Source organism: Micromonospora sp. NPDC003241, assembly GCF_053589795.1.
Map to the genome: position 1 here is coordinate 15,938 of NZ_JBSFSO010000025.1, position 19,429 is coordinate 35,366.

Annotated in this window: 19 protein-coding genes; 12 read left to right on the forward strand and 7 right to left on the reverse strand. The window is 71.0% G+C overall.

Features of this window, described 5'->3' with window-relative positions; translation table 11 throughout:
* The first annotated feature begins 194 nt into the window (after positions 1-194).
* The 7 genes from ACWDVW_RS19890 (at position 195) to ACWDVW_RS19920 (ending at position 6,260) form a co-directional block, all read left to right on the forward strand.
* Complete coding sequence (locus tag ACWDVW_RS19890) at positions 195-2,159, forward strand: fibronectin type III domain-containing protein (RefSeq protein WP_449950929.1); 1,965 nt, start codon at positions 195-197, stop codon at positions 2,157-2,159.
* Positions 2,160-2,268: 109 nt separating this feature from the next.
* Entirely contained in the window at positions 2,269-2,901 is a 633-nt protein-coding gene (locus tag ACWDVW_RS19895) for a hypothetical protein (RefSeq protein WP_449950932.1), read from the forward strand.
* A 64-nt stretch (positions 2,902-2,965) separates the two neighbouring features.
* On the forward strand, positions 2,966-3,619 hold the full coding sequence (locus ACWDVW_RS19900; protein ID WP_449950935.1) for a hypothetical protein: 654 nt from the start codon (positions 2,966-2,968) through the stop codon (positions 3,617-3,619).
* On the forward strand, positions 3,616-4,386 hold the full coding sequence (locus tag ACWDVW_RS19905) for an urease accessory protein UreH domain-containing protein (RefSeq protein ID WP_449950938.1): 771 nt from the start codon (positions 3,616-3,618) through the stop codon (positions 4,384-4,386). Before ACWDVW_RS19900 ends, ACWDVW_RS19905 begins: the two co-directional genes overlap by 4 nt.
* 100 nt (positions 4,387-4,486) lie before the next feature.
* Positions 4,487-5,011, forward strand: coding sequence for an RBBP9/YdeN family alpha/beta hydrolase (locus ACWDVW_RS19910; RefSeq protein ID WP_449950940.1), 525 nt, complete (start codon positions 4,487-4,489; stop codon positions 5,009-5,011).
* A gap of 50 nt (positions 5,012-5,061) precedes the next feature.
* Positions 5,062-5,658, forward strand: a complete 597-nt coding sequence (locus tag ACWDVW_RS19915; RefSeq protein WP_449950943.1) for a hypothetical protein — start codon at positions 5,062-5,064, stop codon at positions 5,656-5,658.
* A 131-nt stretch (positions 5,659-5,789) separates the two neighbouring features.
* Positions 5,790-6,260, forward strand: a complete 471-nt coding sequence (locus ACWDVW_RS19920) for a PPOX class F420-dependent oxidoreductase (protein ID WP_449950946.1) — start codon at positions 5,790-5,792, stop codon at positions 6,258-6,260.
* Here the strand turns inward: ACWDVW_RS19920 and ACWDVW_RS19925 are convergent.
* Positions 6,257-7,183, reverse strand: a complete 927-nt coding sequence (locus ACWDVW_RS19925; RefSeq protein ID WP_449950949.1) for an SDR family NAD(P)-dependent oxidoreductase — start codon at positions 7,181-7,183, stop codon at positions 6,257-6,259. The two genes, ACWDVW_RS19920 and ACWDVW_RS19925, sit on opposite strands and share 4 nt — an antisense overlap.
* A gap of 110 nt (positions 7,184-7,293) precedes the next feature.
* Here ACWDVW_RS19925 and ACWDVW_RS19930 point away from each other — a divergent pair, with 110 nt between their 5' ends.
* Positions 7,294-7,863, forward strand: a complete 570-nt coding sequence (locus ACWDVW_RS19930; protein ID WP_449950952.1) for a TetR/AcrR family transcriptional regulator — start codon at positions 7,294-7,296, stop codon at positions 7,861-7,863.
* Here ACWDVW_RS19930 and ACWDVW_RS19935 read toward each other — a convergent pair.
* A complete protein-coding gene (locus ACWDVW_RS19935; RefSeq protein WP_449950955.1) occupies positions 7,852-8,163 on the reverse strand; it encodes a hypothetical protein in 312 nt (103 codons plus the stop codon). The genes ACWDVW_RS19930 and ACWDVW_RS19935 overlap by 12 nt on opposite strands.
* 482 nt (positions 8,164-8,645) lie before the next feature.
* Here ACWDVW_RS19935 and ACWDVW_RS19940 point away from each other — a divergent pair, with 482 nt between their 5' ends.
* Positions 8,646-8,864, forward strand: a complete 219-nt coding sequence (locus ACWDVW_RS19940; protein ID WP_350699101.1) for a winged helix-turn-helix domain-containing protein — start codon at positions 8,646-8,648, stop codon at positions 8,862-8,864.
* A 50-nt stretch (positions 8,865-8,914) separates the two neighbouring features.
* A complete protein-coding gene (locus ACWDVW_RS19945) occupies positions 8,915-9,121 on the forward strand; it encodes a DUF397 domain-containing protein (RefSeq protein WP_449950959.1) in 207 nt (68 codons plus the stop codon).
* Positions 9,122-9,238: 117 nt separating this feature from the next.
* On the opposite strand, the gene ACWDVW_RS19950 is transcribed toward ACWDVW_RS19945, so the two are convergent.
* Positions 9,239-9,640 carry a hypothetical protein gene (locus ACWDVW_RS19950; protein ID WP_449951065.1) on the reverse strand — a complete coding sequence of 134 codons (402 nt, stop codon included), beginning with the start codon at positions 9,638-9,640 and terminating at the stop codon, positions 9,239-9,241.
* The gene (locus tag ACWDVW_RS19955; protein ID WP_449950961.1) at positions 9,640-9,954 is read right to left on the reverse strand and encodes a hypothetical protein; all 315 of its coding nucleotides are present in this window, start codon (positions 9,952-9,954) and stop codon (positions 9,640-9,642) included. Before ACWDVW_RS19955 ends, ACWDVW_RS19950 begins: the two co-directional genes overlap by 1 nt.
* A 174-nt stretch (positions 9,955-10,128) precedes the next feature.
* Here ACWDVW_RS19955 and ACWDVW_RS19960 point away from each other — a divergent pair, with 174 nt between their 5' ends.
* Entirely contained in the window at positions 10,129-11,787 is a 1,659-nt protein-coding gene (locus ACWDVW_RS19960; protein ID WP_449950964.1) for an FAD-dependent oxidoreductase, read from the forward strand.
* Positions 11,784-13,238 (forward strand): ATP-binding protein, encoded by a 1,455-nt coding sequence (locus ACWDVW_RS19965; RefSeq protein ID WP_449950967.1) that lies wholly within the window; start codon positions 11,784-11,786, stop codon positions 13,236-13,238. The genes ACWDVW_RS19960 and ACWDVW_RS19965 overlap by 4 nt, the downstream gene beginning before the upstream one ends.
* 25 nt (positions 13,239-13,263) lie before the next feature.
* Here the strand turns inward: ACWDVW_RS19965 and ACWDVW_RS19970 are convergent, their stop codons facing one another.
* The 3 genes from ACWDVW_RS19970 to ACWDVW_RS19980 form a co-directional block, all read right to left on the reverse strand.
* A complete protein-coding gene (locus ACWDVW_RS19970) occupies positions 13,264-14,304 on the reverse strand; it encodes a WxL protein peptidoglycan domain-containing protein (protein ID WP_449950969.1) in 1,041 nt (346 codons plus the stop codon).
* 66 nt (positions 14,305-14,370) lie between these two features.
* On the reverse strand, positions 14,371-15,003 hold the full coding sequence (locus tag ACWDVW_RS19975; RefSeq protein WP_449950972.1) for a hypothetical protein: 633 nt from the start codon (positions 15,001-15,003) through the stop codon (positions 14,371-14,373).
* A gap of 83 nt (positions 15,004-15,086) precedes the next feature.
* On the reverse strand, positions 15,087-19,268 hold the full coding sequence (locus tag ACWDVW_RS19980; protein WP_449950975.1) for an ExeM/NucH family extracellular endonuclease: 4,182 nt from the start codon (positions 19,266-19,268) through the stop codon (positions 15,087-15,089).
* Positions 19,269-19,429 lie beyond the last annotated feature (161 nt).

Below are 19,429 nucleotides of genomic sequence, written 5' to 3' on the forward strand. Positions count from 1 at the left end.
CGCAGGCGGTACGTCGGTGTCGAGCGGATGGCCGGCAGGCCAACAGTTGCTGGTCAGGGCGGGATCACGGGCGACTGTTCACTCGTTCGAAAGGATCTTGTTGCCGTCCGGTCGGGCACGACTGCGCGAATGACGACGGCGCGTGCCGGCAGGTGATCGACCACCGGTGCCGCCGTCCGCCTCCTCATTGAAGGGTGACCAGAGTCTTGACCGACCAGAAGGCTCCCTGGCGCATCGGTGCGCGCCGGACCAAGATCGTGGCGATCGGTGCCGCAGCCCTGATCGTCGGCGGTGTGGCGATCAGCCCCGCCGCCTTCGGCGACGCCCCGCCGGCCAAGCATCCCGCCGCCGAGATCCATAAGCCCTCCCCCGTACCGGACCGCATCATCCTGACCCCGACCACCACACCGTCCACCTCACAGCGCGTCACCTGGCGGGCCGAGGCACCGGCGGAGTGGGCCCGCGCCGAGATCCTCGAAGCGCCCCGGGCACTGGGTGACGTCGTACCGCCCACCGGCGCGGTGACCCGCCTCTCCGCGCTGTCGAGCACGGCGGTCAACACCTCGCTCGGGTACGCCTCGACCTACCACACCGTCGAGTTCACCGGCCTCACGCCGAACACCCGCTACACCTACCGGGTCGGCGACGGCAGCAACTGGAGCGAGTGGATCGACTTCACCACCGCCGCCGTTGACTTCGCGCCGTTCTCGTTCATCTACTACGGCGACGCCCAGAACTACATCGACTCGGCCGTGCCCCGGGTCTTCCGGCAGGCGTTCGCCGACCGGCCGAAGGCCAAGGCGATCGTCAACGCCGGTGACCTGATCGACCACGCCAACAGCGAGGAGCAGTGGGGCCAGTGGTACAAGGCCAGCGGCTTCATCGACGGCCAGATCAACAACATCTCGGTCCCGGGTAACCACGAGTACAGCGGCGGCCTGTCGCAGTTCTGGCGGCCGCAGTTCCCGTACCCGGACAACGGGCCGGGCAACCCGGAACTCAAGCAGACCGTCTACTCCCTCGACTACCAGGGCGTGCGCTTCATCGCCCTGGACTCCAACCACCAGAGCAACGCCACCCTGATGGCCGCGCAGACCGCCTGGCTGGAGGGGGTCCTCAAGGACAACCCGAACAAGTGGACGGTGGTGACCTTCCACCACCCCGTCTACTCGACCACCGGCAGCCGCAACAACGCCCAGGTCCGCAACCAGTGGGGCCCGCTGTTCGAGAAGTACGGCGTCGACCTGGTGCTCCAGGGCCACGACCACTCGTACGGCCGGGGCAACGTGGCCACCAACCGTCGCTCGGCCGCCGTGCACGACGGCACGGTCTATGCGGTGTCCGTCTCCGGCGGCAAGATGTACCAGCTCAACAACGGGCAGAACTGGACCGGCAACGGTGCCGAGGTGACCAGCACCAGCCAGAACACCCAGCTCTACCAGCTCATCGACGTCGAGCAGGGCACGCTGCGCTACGAGTCGCGCTACGCCAACGGGCAGCACCACGACGGGTTCCTGATCCGCAAGAACGACCAGGGCGAGCGGACCGTCAACGAGCTGCGTACCCCGCAGAACACGGCCGGTCAGCAGGTCACGGTCGACAAGACCACGGTCGACGTGAAGGGCACGGTCGCCGTCTCCGCGTACGGCTACGACCCGGCCGAGAAGGTCGCCGTCCACCTGCGCGAGGCCGGCAGCACCGGTGACACCGGCCGCGACGAGGACCGCATCGCCACCGTGACCGCCGACGAGCTGGGCCGGATCAGCTACCCGCTGACCGTGCCGGCCAGCACCAACGCGGGCAGCGCGTACGAGGTGTTCCTCACCAGCAAGAACCAGAAGATCACCAGCCCGGCCATCACGGTGACCGGCTGGAAGGTCGACGTGCAGGCCCGCGCCCACTGCGTCGGCACCACCGCGCACGTCTCGGTCACCGCCCGCAACACCGACGCCGGTCCGCTGGACGTCGAGCTGGTGACGCCGTACGGCTCGCGGAAGGTCTCCGACGTCGCTCCCGGCAAGTCCGCCAGCCAGGCGTTCACCAGCCGGGCCAGGTCCGTGCCGGCCGGTACCGCCACGGTCACGGTCACCGGGACCGTCGACGGCGACCCGGTGACGATGCGGGTCGAGGTGCCGTTCGACGCGGCGAGCTGCGACTAGTCCACCTCGGTGGCGGCGTCCTCCCCGGCGCCGCCACCGTCTCCCGCCCGGACGAAACCGTCCGGCGAAGCCATCAGTTCCGCCCCAGCGAAGATCGACGGAGTAACGGATGAGCACATGGAATCGTGAGCGGCTGCTCGCGGCGGTCGCCGCCGGTGCGCTGCTGGCCGGGTCGGTGACGCTCGCGTCACCGGCGCTGGCCGAGCCCGGCACCGGCGGCGACGTGTCGGTGACGGTCGACATCGAGGAGATCACGGAGCCGGGAGTGCTCGCGATGTCGATCGCGGGCGACTCGGTGGCGTTGACCGAGGACGGGTCGACGCTGCTGGTCCGTCAGTTCGTCGGCGGTCTGCCGACGGTGACGGTCACCGACACCCGCGCCGCCGACGAGGTGCCGTCAGGTGCCGCGTGGGCGGTGCTCGGCAGCGCCACCGACTTCACGGGTGCGGCTGGTCAGGAGCCGATCGGCGCCGGGCACCTGGGCTGGAAGCCGCGTCTGGTCGACGGCGGCGACACCGGCCTGGTCAGTGAGGGTGAAGAGGTCGTGACGGTGCTGGACGAGCCGACGCAGCCGGGCAACAACGTGGGTCTGGTCGACCAGGAACTGCTGGTCTCGACGTTCGACTCCGGAGCGGTCGCTGGTGGGGCGTACTCGGTCGACGCCGACCTGTTCCTGCGCACCCCGGCCGATGTCGCCGCCGGTGCGTACACCTCGACGTTGACCCTGTCCCTGTTCGAATGACCGCCGTGGGCCGTGGGGGCCGCGCGGTCGGACCCCCACGGCCCGGCGCGTTCCGGAGAGAACAATGAATCACCGCAGCATCGCGGGTGCGCTGCTCGCCGGCACGGCGGCCCTGGCCGTCACCACCGGTGGCGGCGGGCCTGCCGCCGCCCATCCCTTCGGGCCGCCCACGACTGCCCAGGTCGCCGTGGACGGTTCCCGGGTCGACCTGTCCTGGCAACCCGCCGAGGACGACTGGGTCGCGCTCGGCCAGTCGCTCGGCGCGTTCGAGGACCCCTCCACCGGCCCGGTCGCCACCCAGGTAACCGGCGAGCAGAAGCTCCGCGACTCCACCGCCGTCCAGGACTACCTGCGCGAGCGGATCACGGTCAGCCAGCAGGGCCGACCCTGCCGTGGGGAACTCCAGCCGCTGGACGCCCTGCTCGCCCAGGGAGCCCGGCTGCGCTTCGAGTGTCCGGCTCCGGTCACCGCGCTCGACATCACGGTGACCGCGCTCACCGACCTCAACCAGGCGTACCGCACGGTGCTGCGCGCCGAGTCGGCGACACCGGCCGAGGCACTGTTCACCGGCGCCGACGGCACCCACCGCGTCGACTTCACCCGCTCGGGCGGCGGATCCGCCCCGGCCGCCGCGCTGGCCGTCGGCGTGGTCGCCGCCGGTGGGCTCGGTGCGCTGCTCGTTGCCCTGACCCGACGACGTAACCGGAGTACGGCATGAACGACCTCAACGGGCTCGACGAGCGCCTGATCGCCCTGTTCGACAACGCGGCCCTGTTCTGGGTCGCCCTGGTCGTGGCGGTCGGTGTCGGCGCCGCGCACGCGGTGGCACCCGGGCACGGCAAGAGCGTCACCGCCGCGTACCTGGTCGGTACGCACGGCCGCTACCGGGACGCGCTCCGGCTCGGCGTGATCGTCGCGGTGATGCACACCTTCTCCGTCCTGGTGCTGGCGCTGGTCTGGACGGGGTTGAGCGGCGTGGCCGACCTCGGCACCAGGACGATCACCGCCGTGCTCCAGGTGGTGGCCGGGATCGTGGTGATCGGTGTCGGCGCGCACCTGATCCGACGTCACCTCGCCAAGCGGGGCCACCACCATCACCACCATCACCACCACCACGGCGACGACGGCCACCATCACCACGACGTCCCGGTCGACCCGTGGTCCCGGCGTGGGCTGATCGCGCTCGGGCTCTCCGGTGGGCTGCTGCCCTCGCCGTCGGCCTTCCTGATCCTGGTGAGCGGCCTGCTGACCGGCCGCTCCCTGGGCGCGGTGGTGATCGTGCTCGGGTTCGGCGTCGGGATGGCGCTGACGCTGACCGGCGTCGGCGTGCTCACCATCCGGGGGCAGGCGCTGCTCGCCGGGCGAGCCGGCCGGGGTGCGCTGGTGGCCGGTCTGGCGGCCTGGATGCCGGCGATCGCCGGTGCGGCGGTCTGCCTCGGCGGGTGCCTCTACGTGGCCGCGGCCGTCTCGGCTCTCGCCGCCTGACCGGCGGTCTCGGCCCTCGCCGTTCGTCTCGGCTCCAGCCGCCTGGCCGTCCGTCGAAACAGGACTGACGGGACGGGTGCGTGCGATTACCGTCGGCCGGGTGACCCGACACCTGCTCGTGCCCGGACGGGGAACGCCGCGACCCGAGCACTGGATGAACTGGCTCGCCGACCGTCATCCGGACTACCGGTGGGCACCCGAGCCGCCCGGCCCGCCGCTGGTCCTGCGGGACCGGGTGGCGGCGCTGCACGAGGCCGTGCACGCCTCGACCGAGCCGGCCGTGCTCGTGGCGCACAGCGCCGGATGCGTCAGCACCGTCGTGTGGGCGGCCGGGCACACCGGACCGATCGCAGGCGCGCTGCTGGTCACCCCGCCGGTCATCGACGGGTACGAGCCGGACGAGCCGGGGGACCTGCCCTGGATCGTGCCCCGCACCCGGTTGCCGTTCCCGACCGTCCTGGTCGCCAGCCGGACCGACCCGTACACCACCTTTGCCCAGTTCACCGAGTACGCCGAGGACTGGGGCGCGGAACTGGTCGACGCGGGCGAGGTCGGACACCTCGACAGTGCGGCCGGGTTCGGCCCCTGGCCCGAGGGGGAGCGGCTGATCGCCCGGCTCGGCTGAGCGGGGCTGCGCATCCATCGCGTCCGGTCGATAATGCGAGGGTGGTGAGAATGGGCTGGGTGCTGGTCGCCGCGCTGCTGTCGACTGTGACGGCCTGCGACGGCACCCCGAGTCCGAGCCCGTCGGACGCCCCGTCGGGGCAGGTCGCCACCACAGCGACGCCGACGGATTTCGCCGCTCCGCCGCTGCGGCTGCCCACCGTGGCAACCGGGGACGCCTGCCCGGTCACCGAGCCACAGCCCTGGCCCCACCCGGACCAGGCCAGCCGGGTGCTCGGCCCCGGGCCGCTCTATCCGGTCGCCGACTACTTCCGGGACGGCGTACTGGAGTTGCGCGCCATGGACCGGCAACAGGACGGCACGTACACGAAGAAGGTCCGGTGGATCGGCTCCGGCTATGCCGGGCCGGTGCTGGTGCGGGCGGCCCGGATCGACGGGACCGGCCCGGCCGGTGCGGAGTTCGCCTACCTCGGGGAGCCGCGCGACGGCGGGCACCACGCCCTGCTGGTCCGTCCGGAGAACGACCTGCCCGCGACCACCATGGTCGGCGGGCCGGGGTGCTACGCGTACCAGGTCGACGGCACCACGTTCAGCGTCACGGTGGTGTTCCGCGCCGCCCTGGAGACGACCTCCGACCCGTCGTCCTGAGCGGCACTACCGCTGCTCGGTCACGACCAGATAGGTGTGCAGGGCCTGGCGGGAGCGGGTGAGCGCGTCGATCCGCTCGTCCAGGTCGACGATACCCACCTGGATCGGATTCCACTGCGAAGGAGCAGACGATGCACGACCGCGACGAACAGTCCGGCACGCCGGTCCCCGCCGTGGCGGCGGCCTACGACCCGCACACCCTCCTGGCGGAGAGTCGGCTCGGGGTGCTGGCCACGATCAGGTCGGACGGCCGTCCCCAGCTCTCCCCGGTCATGCCCTACTACGACCGGCCGGCCGGCGTCCTGTACGTGTCGATGACCGAGGGGCGGGCCAAGACGGTGAACCTGCGCCGGGACCCGCGCGCTGCCCTGGAGGTGACCAGTGCCGACGGCCTGTCCTGGGCCACCGCCGACGGCACGGTGACCCTGACCGGGCCGGGCGACGACCCGTACGGACCCGAGGTCGACGCCCTGGTGGACTACTACCGGCTTGCTGCCGGGGAGCATCCGGACTGGGACGAGTACCGAGCGGTGATGGTCGCCGACCGCAGGGTGCTCATGACGATGACGGTGGACCACGTCTACGGCGAGGACATCGGCTAGGCAGCGGACGCCGACACGTCGTCGAGGTAGCGCACGCCGGTCGCCTCCTCGGAGACCTGCCAGAGCCGCGCGGCCAGGGCCCGGTCGTCGGCGGGGGCGACGACTGGGCGGCTGTGTACCCGGTTGCCCCACCGGAACAGCGGCGGGCCGTGGAAGACGCCGGTCTCGGCGGTCGGGGCGGTGGCGGCGTAGAGGAGCGGGACGGTGCCGCTCTCGGAGCTGCGGGCAAGCAGCAGACCGCCGATCCGGGTCACCGCCCATTCCCCGGCGTTGTCGTACCGACGGTTCATCGGGGTGCGGGCCATGCCGGGGTGGGCGAGGAGGCTGCGCACCGGGCTTCCCGCACGGCGCAGTCGACGGTCGAGCTCGACGCCGAACAGGGCGTTGGCCTGCTTCGACCGGATGTACGCCACGGGCTCGGCGGCGGCCGGTTCCCCAGTCAGGTCGTCCAGGTCGGGTCCGCCGCGCAGCAGTCGATAGAAGCCGGAGCCGACGGTGACCACCCTCGGGTCCCGATCCGGCCGGAACAGGTCGAGCAGCAGGCCGGTCAGGGCGAAGTGGCCCAGGTGGTTGGTGGCGAACACGCTCTCGTACCCCTGGGCGGACCGCTCGTGTCCCGGCTTGGCGATCCCGGCGTTGTTGAGCAGCAGGTCGACCTGGCGGCCCTCGGCACGCAGTTCAGCGGCGAACTCGTGGACCGAGTCGAGGTCGGCCAGGTCGAGTCGGCGTACCACCAGGTCACCGGCGATGCCGGCGCGGGCCTGCTCGGCCTTGGCGGGGTCGCGTACGGCCATGACGACCGTCGCGCCCCGGGCGGCGAGCTGCCCGGCGGCGACCAGGCCGAGACCACTGCTGGCCCCGGTGACGACTGCCGTACGGCCGCGCCGGTCGGGGATGTCGTCGAACGTCCAGGAAACGGGCATGAGGCACCTCCGGTCGATCGCAGCGGATGAAATATCCGCTGCGGTGGTGTCGACCGTAGCACGGAGCGGATAACTAATCCGCTCGTGTGCGGATGGATTATCCTCGTGCTGTGTCCACCGACCCGCCGACGAACGCCGAGCCCCTGCGTGCGGACTCGGCCCGGGTGCGTGCCCGGATGCTGCGCGCAGCCCGGGAACGGCTGGCCGCCGGTGACGTGGAGTTGCCGATGAACGCGATCGCCAAGGCGGCCGGGGTCGGCGTCGGCACCGTCTATCGGCACTTCCCCAGCCGACTGGCCCTGCTGGAGGCGTTGGCCGCCGACCGGTTCACCCAACTCGTCGACGCGGCCGAACAGGCCGCAGCCGGGCCGGACGTCGCCGCCGAGATGGCCCGGTTGCTCCGGGTCGCACTCGATCACCAGCTCGGTGACCCGGCGCTCGCCGCCGTCCTGGCCGAGCCGGAGCCCGCCCGCCCGGAGACCAGGGAGCTGGGCCGGGCGCTGACCACAGCGGTGGACCGACTTCTGCACCGCGCCCGCGTCGCCGGTGCCATCCGCCCGGAGATCACCGCCGACGACCTGCGGGCGCTGTTCTGCGGCCTCCAGCACGCGGTCACGGTCAGCGGCGACGCCGACCGGGCCCGGTACGTCGAGATCCTGCTCCGGGGACTACGCGCCTGACTCGACCGCGCGGATCGTGGGTGTTGCGCGTGGACTGGGTGCCCTCTTCCGCCCCGATCGCCGGACCGCCACGGGTGCCGGTGCGGTCCGCAGTCCGGCCGGTTGGACGAAGATGGCCCGGCGGTCGACCGCATCACCTGCGGCATTCAACTCGTACCCCTCCAACCAGATCCACCCGTCGTACGTGGTCCAGTTCAGGACCCGGATCACGCGGAACAGGATCGGCTGTCGGAACTGCACGCTGGCCTCACGTCCCACGCGGAGCAGATCACCGGGGCAGGGTGTGGTCAGGTCAGCCATCCGAGGAACCTCCGGCGGAGGCTTTCCGTGGGCACCCAGCTCAGATCCTCGGCGGCTGACAGCATCTACGAACCCAGGTAAAGGGTCAGGCAGGTGCGTGCTGCGCCGTACTCGTCGACCAACTCCGTTCGGCCGGTAGCGCACGGCCAGGGTGCATCGCAGCGGAGACAGACCCAGGTCGGCCGAACCGGTAGGTGCTCCGTCATCGCACACCCCAGTGCCCCCGGTTGATCGGCACCCGGTGCCGGGCTCGACACGGCAGGCTTGAACCGCAGCGGCAGACCATCCGCCACTTCCGCCACGACCACACCGGTCGATGCTGCTGCGCCAGTGTCAGAGCGGTGAGCAGCACGTACCTCTCGAAACTAACCATCAGACCCCCTCACCAACCTACGTTACTAGGTACGCTGGGTATACCTGCAATACCCCGTGTCGTTTGATGAGTCCCCCTGCGTGTTCTCTTGACGCAGGGAGGGCGACGCATGGCTGTGCCGCTGTATCAACAGATCGCCGACGACATCACGCGGCAGATCGAGTCCGGTGTGCTGAAGCCAGGGGACAAGCTGCCCAGCACCAAAAAGCTCTGCGATCAGTACGAGGTCAGCGAGACGGTCATCCGATTCACGATGATCCAGCTCAAAGCGCGCGGCCTTGTGTACGGCCAGCCAGGCCGAGGTGTGTACGTCACCCGGCGGGACTGATCATCGCCAAAGCCAGGCCCGAAACAGTGCAGCCAGAAAGGTTGACCATGATGACTCCGGACCTCACTGGTGCGGTGTGGCGCAAGTCCACCCGCAGCGACAGCAACGGCGGCGCGTGCGTAGAGGTGGCAGGCAACCTACCCGGCGTGGTCGGGGTCCGCGACAGCAAGGACCGGCAGGGCCCCCTGCTGTCCTTCACGACCGACCAGTGGATCGGCTTCGTCCAGGGCGTCAAGGACGGGACGCTCGACGCCTGAGTGTCCACCGTCGCCAGCCGTTTCGTGGGCACCGGATGGTGCGCGCGAACATCGGTCCGGAGGCGCTGCGCGAGATCAATGTGGCCTGTGACGCTGGCCTCGGGGCTGGTGCCCCGGTCACTGGTTCGGCATGTGGTTGATCGGCAAGCCCTCGCCGTAGCGATGACCCTCCCCGGTCAGAATCTGCGCCGCGTGCTCCAGCGACGCCAGCACCGTCGTTGCCAGGTCGACCCGACTGGTCACCCCCAGCCAGTACGACAGCTCCCACCAGTCCTCGCCCCACGTGGGCAGCACCGCGCAGGCATCCATCGCTAGCAGTGTGTGAAGGTCTCCCCGGTTCTTCGAGTCGGTCACCAGCTTCAATGCCTCAGCCACGGTGACGGCGGTGACACCGAAACGCTGCCGATCGGTGATGACCTCGCCCACTGGCTCCACGGCGTGGATCGATCCCGCTACGTACGCCAGCAGCGCCGAGCGGTCCAGCACGAGCGTGACCGGGGGCAGGTCGTCCTCGGGGATCACGCCGCCGACGCCGACTTGTCCCCGCCAGCCTGCTCCTGCTCCGAGTGCTGGCGGACCCGCTCGCGGACCGCCGCGAATCGCTCCGCAGGCCACTCGGCCTGCACCGCGTACCGGCGCGCGCGGGCGGCGGCCATGCCCTCCGAGGTCAGCGCCACCCCACGGCGAACCTGCTCGTCACGGAACTGCTCCCACGCCCTCTGGGCGCGCACGGCCCCGGTCACGTAGGCGCTCGCCTTGCCCGGGCCCTGCTGCTCCAACGTCTCTGCCACATCCTGAGGGACGGAGATCGACAGCTTCTTCACCGTGGTCATACCGTCAGCGTACTCCGGTAGCACCTTCCTCTTGCCAGCAACACGGGGGCACGTTCACAGCCCCTGCCCTGCGTCTAGGGCGTCAAGGACGGGACGCTCGACGCCTGAGCGTCCACCGTCAGCGGCCGTTTCGCGGGCAACCGGGGCGGCACATTGGCGTGCTTTCATTGGCCCATGGCGAACCCGGTGATTCTCTCCGTCGACGACGACCCGGCGGTGTCGCGGGCCGTCGCCCGGGACCTGCGGCGTCGCTACGGCGACCGGTACCGGGTGGTGCGCGCCAACGCCGGCCCGGAGGCGCTGGAGGCGCTGCGGGAGATCAAACTGCGCGGTGAGCAGGTGGCCCTGCTGCTGGCCGACTACCGGATGCCGGAGATGACCGGGATCGAATTCCTGGAAGCGGCGATGGACCTGTTCCCGGCGGCCCGCCGGGTACTGCTGACCGCGTACGCGGACACCGGCGCGGCGATCGACGCGATCAACCTGGTCGACCTCGACCACTATCTGCTCAAGCCGTGGCACCCGCCGGAGGAGAAGCTCTATCCGGTGGTCGACTCGCTCCTGGACGCCTGGTCGGCCAGCCCGATCGCGGCGGAGTCCGAGATCCGGGTGGTCGGGCACCGGTGGTCCGCCGAGTCCTTCGCGATCCGTGACTTCCTCGCCCGCAACCTGGTGCCGTACCGCTGGCTGCTGGTCGACGACCCGGAGGGGGCGCGGCTGCTCGCGGCGGCGGGGGTGACCGAGGCCGACGTACCGCTGGTGGTCACCGGCGACGGCAAGACGCTGGTGGCCCCGGCGGAGGCGGAGCTGGCCGGGCTGATCGGCATGAACGTCACCCCGACGGCGGACTTCTACGACCTGATCGTGGTCGGTGGCGGTCCGGCCGGGCTGGGTGCGGCGGTGTACGGCGCCTCCGAGGGGCTGCGGACGGTGCTGGTGGAGCGGCTGGCCACCGGCGGGCAGGCCGGGCAGAGCAGCCGGATCGAGAACTACCTCGGCTTCCCCGACGGCGTCTCCGGCGCGCAGCTCACCGACCGGGCCCGCCGGCAGGCGCTCAAGTTCGGCGCGGAGCTGCTCAGCACCCGCGAGGTGGTCGGCCTGGACGAGGCCGGTTCGGCCCGGGTGCTGCGGTTCAGCGACGGCCAGAGCCTGGCCGCGCACTCGGTGGTGCTGGCCACCGGCGTGTCGTACCGGATGCTGGCGGCACCCGGCCTGGACGAATTCACCGGCCGGGGGGTCTTCTACGGCTCGGCCGCCAGCGAGGCGCCGAGCTGCGTCGGCGCGGACGTCTACATCGTCGGCGGGGCCAACTCCGCAGGCCAGGCGGCGGTCTATTTCTCCCGGTACGCGCAGCGGGTGCACCTGCTGATCCGGGGTGCCGACCTGACCGTCTCGATGTCGCAGTACCTGATCGAGCAACTCGGCCGCATCGAGCAGGTGATCGTGCACCCGCACACCGAGGTGGCCGCCGCCGCCGGAGACGAACACCTGCAACGACTGACGCTGCGCGACACCCGCACCGGCGAGCAGCGGGACGTGGACACCTCCTGGCTGTTCGTCTTCATCGGCGCGGAACCGCGTACCGGCTGGCTGGACGGCACGGTGGTCCGCGACCAGCGCGGTTTCGTGGTGACCGGGCCGGACCTGGTCGCCGCCGGACGTCGGCCGCCCGGCTGGTCGCTGCCGCGCGACCCGTACCACCTGGAGGCGAGCCTGCCGGGTGTCTTCGCCGCCGGTGACGTCCGCGCCGCGTCGGTGAAGCGGGTGGCCTCGGCGGTCGGCGAGGGCGCGATGGCGGTATCCCTGGTGCACCGTTACCTGGAGGCGCAATGACCACCGACGGACCGACAGCCGGAGCGGAGCCGCAGCGGTTGACCGAGGACGAGCTGCGGACGCTGTTCCTGTTCGAGTCGCTCGACGCGGAGCAGTTGGCGTTCCTGGCCGGTCAGGGGCGGGTCGAGCGGCGGGCCGGCGGTGAGCTGGTCTACGGAGAGAGCGACCCGGCGGAGTGCTTCTTCGTCCTGCTCGACGGCACGGTCCGGCTCTGCCGCACGGTGCACGGCGACCAGGTGGAGATCAGCCGCACCTCGCAGCGCGGCGCGTACGGCGGTGCCACCCAGGCGTACGTGGGCGAGGCCCGGCTCTATCGCAACAGCATGTGGGCGCTGACCGACTCGGAGTTCTTCGTGCTGCCGGCGGAGAAGTTCGCGCACGCGGTGCGGTCCTGGTTCCCGATGGCGATGCACCTGCTGGAGGGCATGTTCATCGGCATGCGGGACACCCAGACGCTGGTCGGTGAGCGGGAACGGCTGCTCGCCCTCGGTTCGCTGTCGGCGGGGCTGACCCACGAGCTGAACAATCCGGCGAGCGCGGCGGTGCGCGCCACCTCCAGCCTGCGCGAACGGATCGCGGCGATGCGGCACAAGCTGGCGTTGATCGCCGACGGCCGGATCGACGGCCGACGGCTGCACGCCCTCGTCGCCCTTCAGGAGGAGGCGGCCGAACGGGCGGCGAAGGCCACGCCGCTGTCCGCCCTGGCCGCCAGCGACGCCGAGGACGCGCTGACCGACTGGTTCGACGAGCAGGGCTTCACCTCCGGCTGGCAGTTGGCGGAGACGCTGGTCAGCGCCGGGCTGGACGTCGACTGGCTGGAGCGGGTCCAGGCGGCGGTGGGGCCGGAAGACGTCGAGGCGGCGGTGCGCTGGCTGACCTACGCGGTGGAGACCGAGCTGCTGATGGCGGAGATCGCCGACGCGGCCATCCGGATCTCCACGCTGGTGGGGGCCGCCAAGCAGTACTCCCAGCTCGACCGGGCGCCGTACCAGGTGGTGGACGTGCACGAACTGCTCGACGCCACGCTGGTGATGTTCAAGGCGAAGACCCCCGCCGGGGTCCGGGTGGTCCGGGAGTACGACCGGAGCCTGCCGGCCATCCCGGCGTACGCGGCCGAACTGAACCAGGTGTGGAGCAACCTGATCGACAACGCCCTCGGCGCGATGCGGGACAGCGGCACCCTGACCGTCCGCACCGGCCTGGTCAACGACCAGTTGGCCGTCGACATCGTGGACACCGGACCGGGTATCGCGGCGGAGATCCGACCGCGCATCTTCGAGCCGTTCTTCACCACCAAGCCGGTCGGCGAGGGCACCGGGCTGGGGCTGGACATCTCGTACCGGATCGTGGTCAACAAGCACCACGGCGACATCCGGGTGACGAGCACGCCGGGGAACACGCAGTTCCGGGTGTTGCTGCCGATCGACCTGGAGTCGCCGCCGACCGGCTGACCCGGCGCGGACGCCGGGTGGCCGGTCAGCCGACGGTGGCCTTGCGGCCCTCGGCCCGGCCCTCCTCGCGGGCGCTGGCGAGCATCTGCGCGAGTCGCCGCCGACGGCGCTGGCGGACGATCCGCACGGCGACGACGAGCGCGACGACGACCAGCAGGAGCACGAGCTGCGCCCAGGGGACGCTCCACGTGGTGACGGTGGCCGAGGCGGGGCGGATCACCGCGTCGGTCGCGTCGCCGCCGAGCACGGCGGGGGTGAGGTCGACGGTGGTCCGCATCCGGCCCAGCCCCCACACCCCGTCGACGCGGGCCTCGAACGTCTTCTGGCCACCCGGCAGGATCTCGTCGACCTCGGTCGAGGTCTCCCGCCCGGTCAGGCCGAACAGTTCGCGGACGGTCACGTCGCCGCCGCCGGTCACCGCGACGTTGCCGTTGTTGGTGGCGGTGTAGCTGACCTGGACCGTGCCGCCGGAGAAGGGGTTCCACGAGGGCGTGTAGGTGGCGGTGAGCCCGTCGACTGCCAGGCCGGCGGTGATCGTGCCGCTGGCGCGCATCATCACCCGGAAGCCGACCCGGCTCTCCACGGCGACCGTGCCGCCGGTGCTGGTGACGGTCGCCGCGATACCCGCCGGGTGGTCGCCCGGGGTGGCGTTCTCCGGCACGGTGATGGTGAACGGCACCACCTTCGTCTGCTTGGCGCCGACGGTGACCTGCTCCTGCACCTCGATCCAGGTGCCGCCGTCCACCGACGTCTCGTTCGAGGGCAGCATGTTGAAGCGGCCCTTGTCGGTGAGGTAGCCGTCGGCCGCCTTGAGGGAGAAGACCACGGAGGAGTCGCTGAAGTTGCGGACCGCGAGGTGCTCGGTCATCACCTGACCGGGGTCGAGGGTGTGCTCGATCCACCGCCGTCCGTCCGGGCCGTTGCGGTCGGCCGGCTGCACCGCCCAGGTGACGGTCGGGGTGGTCGGCTCCGCCATCGCACCGGCCGGCGCGATCGGCGTGGCGACGAGCACCACGGCCAGCACGGCGAGCAGCCGCGACAGCGCTCGCGGCGGGGTTCGGAACATGGCGGGATCCTTCGGCGGTAGGGGTGCGGCCGGGGAGCCGCCCGAGGCGGCTCCCCGACCAGGGCACTACTCGAACAGGGAGAGGGTCAGCGTCGAGGTGTACGACCCGGCGGCCACGTCGGCCGGGGTACGCAGGAACAGGCCGGCGTTGACGGAGTACGCGTCACCGGCGACCGCGCCCGAGTCGAACGTGGAGACCAGCAGCTCCTGGTCGGTGAGACCGACGTTGTTGCCCGGCTGGGTCGGCTCGTCCAGCACGGTGACGACCTCTTCACCCTCGCTGACCAGGCCACTGTCGCCGCCGTCGACCAGACGCGGCTTCCAGCCCAGGTGTCCGGCGCTGATCGGGTCCTGGCCGCTGCTGCCGACGAAGTTGGTCGCGCTGCCCAGCACCGCCCAGGCGGAGCCCTCGGGCACCTCGTCGGCGGTCCGGGTGTCGGTGACGGTGACCGTCGGCAGGGTGCCGGTGAACTGACGGACCAGCAGGGTCGAGCCGTCCTCGGACAGCGCCACCGAGTTGCCGGCGACGGAGAGGGCGAGCACGCCCGGCTCCTTGACCTCTTCGATGTCGACGGTGACGCGGACGTCGGTGCTGTCGACCGGCTCGGCGAGGGCCGGCGACGCCAGCGCCACCGACCCGGCCAGCAGCGCACCGGCGGCAGCCGCCGCGATCAGGCGCTTGTGGTTCCTTGTGTGCATTCGATGCTCCGTTTGGTGCTTATGTCTTTCGAACGGGGGATGGTGCGGTGGCGGCACCCGGAGGCACCGCCACCGCGAGTGAACTAACCGCAGGTGAGCGCGGGGAACGGCGCCTCGACCTGGGTGGTGACGGGCTGGCCGTTGACGGTACCGGTGACCTTGACCGTCGACGTACCGGCCGCCACCGTCTTGGCCCGGGTGTTGAACGACTGGAAGGCGGTCTTGCCCGGAGCCACATCGGTGACCTTGCGCGAGCCGTACGGGGTGACCAGCTCGATGGTGAGCGCGACGTCGTCGGCGTTCTGGGCGCTGACCGAGACGTACGCGTTGGTGCCGACGCACTGGCTGCGGGCCTGCACCGTGACGTCCCACTCCGGGTCGCCCTGCCCGACGGTCGAGCGCGGCGTGGTGTCCGCGGTGACCGGCGAGTTGGCGGCGAGGTAGTTCGTCAGCATGGTGAGGTCGTTGTCGCCGGTGGTGACCCGGTCGGTGCCCCCACCGAGGGTGGTGAAGTTGTCCCCACCGGAGGCGAGGAACGAGTTCACCGTGACCCGGTAGGTGCCGGCCGGGTCGATCGGCGCGCCGTTCAGCTGCATCGAGGTGATCCGCGAGCCCTGCGCGGCGGTCGGGTCGTAGGTGTAGCTGAAGCCCTTCGACACGCCCAGCCAGAGCACCGGACGGGACGCGCCCGCCGGCTGCCACTGCTGCTCCAGCACCTGCTTGATCTCGGCACCGGTGTAGGACTTGGTGACCACGTCGTTGGAGAACGGCTGGACCGAGAAGGCGTCGGCGTAGCTCACCGTGCCGTCGGTCCGGTACAGCAGGTCGGCCCGCAGACCACCCGGGTTCATGAACGCGATCTGCGCCCCGCCCCGGCCGGCGTCGGCGGTGCCGGCGAGCTGCACGTCGGCGATGAAGTTGCCCAGCGCCGACTCCTTGCCCCGGTCCTCGTTGCCGCCGGTGTAGGCCCGCCTGATGTCGGCGGTGATCTCACCGAGCTTGCGCTGACCCAGCTCCTCCGCCCGGACCTTCGCGGCGGCCACGATGTCGGCCACCGCCGGGTCCTGCGGCGCACCGACCACGTCGACGAGCGAGGCATCGGCGGCGGTGACCGACTTCGACTGCGGGTCGAAGGTCAGCGTGACCTTGCCCAGTCGCTTGCCGTAGTCCTCGGCCTGGACCACCGGACGCAGCTTGTCGGTGCCCGGGACCGGGACCTCGAAGGCGTACGGCTGGTGGGTGTGACCGCTGAAGATGGCGTCGATGGTGGCGTCGACCCGGGTGAACTTGCCGAAGACCGGGTCGTTCGCCAGGGCCTCGGGGGAGTCGATGTTCTCCGTGGCGGCACCCTCGTGCGCGAGCAACACCACCACGTCGGCCTCGCCGTTGTCCGGGTTGCCGTCCTTGAGCTGGGCGGCGACCAGGTTGGCCTCGGCCACCGGGTCACGGAAGGTCAGGCCGGCGATGCCGTCCGGGCTGACCAGCGACGCGGTCTGCTCGGTGACCACGCCGACGAAGCCGACCTTGACCCCACCGATGGTGCTGACCGAGTACGCCGGCAGCGCCCGGGTGTCGCCCCGGTACACGTTGGCGCCCAGGATCGGGAAGTCGGCCCGCTCCATCACCCGGTCGGTCAGGTCGGCCATGCCCTTGTCGAACTCGTGGTTACCCACCGCCGACACGGTCAGCCCGGCCTGGTTGAGGAAGTCGATCGTCGGGTTGTCGTCGTCGATCGCCGAGATGAAGGTGGACGCGCCGATGTTGTCACCGGCGGAGACGAACGCGGTGTTCGGGTTCTGCGCCCGCAGCTGGTTGACCAGACCGGCGAGCTGGGCGGCACCGCCGACCGGCTGACCGTTCACGGTGGCCGGGGACTCCAGCCGACCGTGGAAGTCGTTGATGGTCAGCAGTTGCAGGTCCACCGGGCTGGCCCCGGTGTTGAGCCCGACGATCAGCGGGTTGTGGTCGCTGGCCCGGTACGGGTCCGGCGCGAAGAACGAGGCTAGGCCGTCGTACTGGAAGGCGTACGACTCGACCGCGTTGGTCTGCCAGACGTCCACACCGGTCACCCGGTCCGCCAGCGACGGCGAGGCCAGGGCGTGGTCCAGCGAGCCGGACTCGCCACCGAAGACGTAGCTCGTCTTGCCGGTGTCGTTGAGGTTGGCGTACTGCTTGTCGTAGAGGACCTGCATCGGGTCCTCGTGGGTGTACGCGTTGAAGTCGCCCAGCAGCAGCACGCTGTCGGTGCCGCTGTCGGCCTTCACCTGGTCGACGAAGGTGGCCAGTGCCGTGGCCTGCCGGACCCGGTCACCGTTCCAGCCGCCCTGACCGTCCCCGGAGTCGGCGTTGTCACCGTTGCCGGCGCCGCTCTTGGACTTGAAGTGGTTGACGACCACGGTGAAGTCGAGCGGACCGGCGGTGAAGGTCTGCGCCAGCGGCTCGCGGGCGTTGAACCAGACCGACTCGTCGTTCACCGAACGCGACGGACCCTTCGGCTGGGTCTTGGCCGGCTTGAAGATGATCGCGGTGGTGATGACGTCCTGCTGGGCGGCGCCCGGCAGCTCCGTCGGGGTACGGACGTAGTCCCAGGTGCCCGCGCCGTCCTCGGTGTTCAGGGCGGCGACCAGGCGCTTGAGCGCCTGCTGCGGGTCGTTGGCGTTGAACCGGACCGAGTTCTCGATCTCCTGCAACGCGACCACGTCGGCGTCCAGCGCGCTGATCGCCGAGACGATCTTCGCCTCCTGCTTGACCAGTGCCGCCTCGTTCGCGGCACCGCGTGCGTCTCCGCCGAAGTGGACGAAGTAGTTCAGCACGTTGAAGCTGGCCACCCGCAGGTCACCGCCGACGTTGACCGGAGCGGCGGTACGCGGGTTGGTGGACTTGAAGGTGGTCCGGGCGGCCGGCGGGGTGTCGGCGTCGACCGGACGGGTCGGCTGCAGACGCCACTCGTTAAAGGCGTACGACAGCACCGACGGACCGAACGCCTCGACCGAGTCACCGACCCGCAGCGGGGCGGCCGGGGAGACGTACGGCGGGAGCAGCCCGGCGTTGGCCAGGTTGGTGGTCTTGCCGTCGTCGACCAGCAGTCGGCGCGCCTTGTTGTCGGCGGCGAGCTGGCGGGCCGCCTCCGAGCCGGGGCGGGCCTTGTCGGTGGGGGTGGCGGCGGGCTTGTCACCGGCGGTGAGGACGACCTCGCCGAACCGGTTGGTGTTGTAGACCTCGGAGACGGCGTACGAGCCGACCGGGGCGACCAGCATCGACTCGACCGACTCGCGGGCGTCGTCGCTCAGCGGCAGCTCGACCGGGACCGGGGCGGGCAGCGGTGCGCCCTGCTCGCAGACCTGGACGTCGCTCTTGGCGCCGATGGTGAGCTGGGTGAGGCCGTTGAACTCGCTCGCGGTGCCGCTGACCCGGACCCGGTCGCCGATCGCGACCGACGGGTGGTTGGCAGTGCTGGTGGTCAGGTAGACGAAGACCGCGTCCGAGGCGGTCCCGGCGGCGACGGTGCGCTCCCCGCCGCTGCCCGCCGTCTGCACGTACACGCCGTTGTAGCCACCGGTGCGGTGGTCGGCGGTGACGATGCCCTCGACGGTGACCCGGGTGCCGGCCAGCGGAGTCGCGTTGCCGGTGCCCTGGACCTCGGCGATGGTGCGGTCGACCGTGATGGTGCAGCCCAGCGGCGGATCCGGGTCCGGATCGGGACCCGGGCCGGAGGCGCTGTTGCGCACCCCGAAGCTGTTCGGCGCCGGGGGCCGCCAGGTGCCGTCGATCTTCTGGAGGGAGTGGCCGACCGGGGTGGACCCGGTCTCCTCCACGCCGATGTCGACGCCGGTCCGGCCGTTCGCCGGGCCGCCGACCGCGGTGAAGGTGCCCTCGTAGGTGAGGAACTCGGCCACCCCGCCGTCGGGCTTGATTAGCGCGACGCCGTCGGGCGCGCCGTTCTGGATGCCGTCGGCCGGGTACGACGCGACGACGACACCCGCCGCCGGGACGGACCCACTGAGCGTCCTGGTGTTGTACGGCGCCCCGTTGGCGCCGTTGTAGAGGACGATCTGCCAACCGCTCAGGTCGAAGCCGACCGGCGCCTCGATCTCGATCGCCTCGCCGACGTCCGCGCCGACGTTGTCGTAGTGGATCTCACTGATGAACGGCGTCGTGGGCACCGGGTCGGCGAACGCGGCGGTGCCACTGGAGAGGGTGAGCGCGGCGGCGGTGACCAGTACGCCCGGGATTGTGAGTAGTCGTGTACTTCTTCTTCGCAGCATGTGCGCGGCCTCCGAGGGTTAGACCTCGGGAGGATAAGCGCCGTCGGTGTCCGTACGGGAGCCACCAGATGTACTAAAGCAGGGGAAAGTCGGTGGCATGGACCACCGTCCTGGCCTGCCGGATCGCCGATTCCGCGTTATCGCGAGCGCGATCGTGCCCG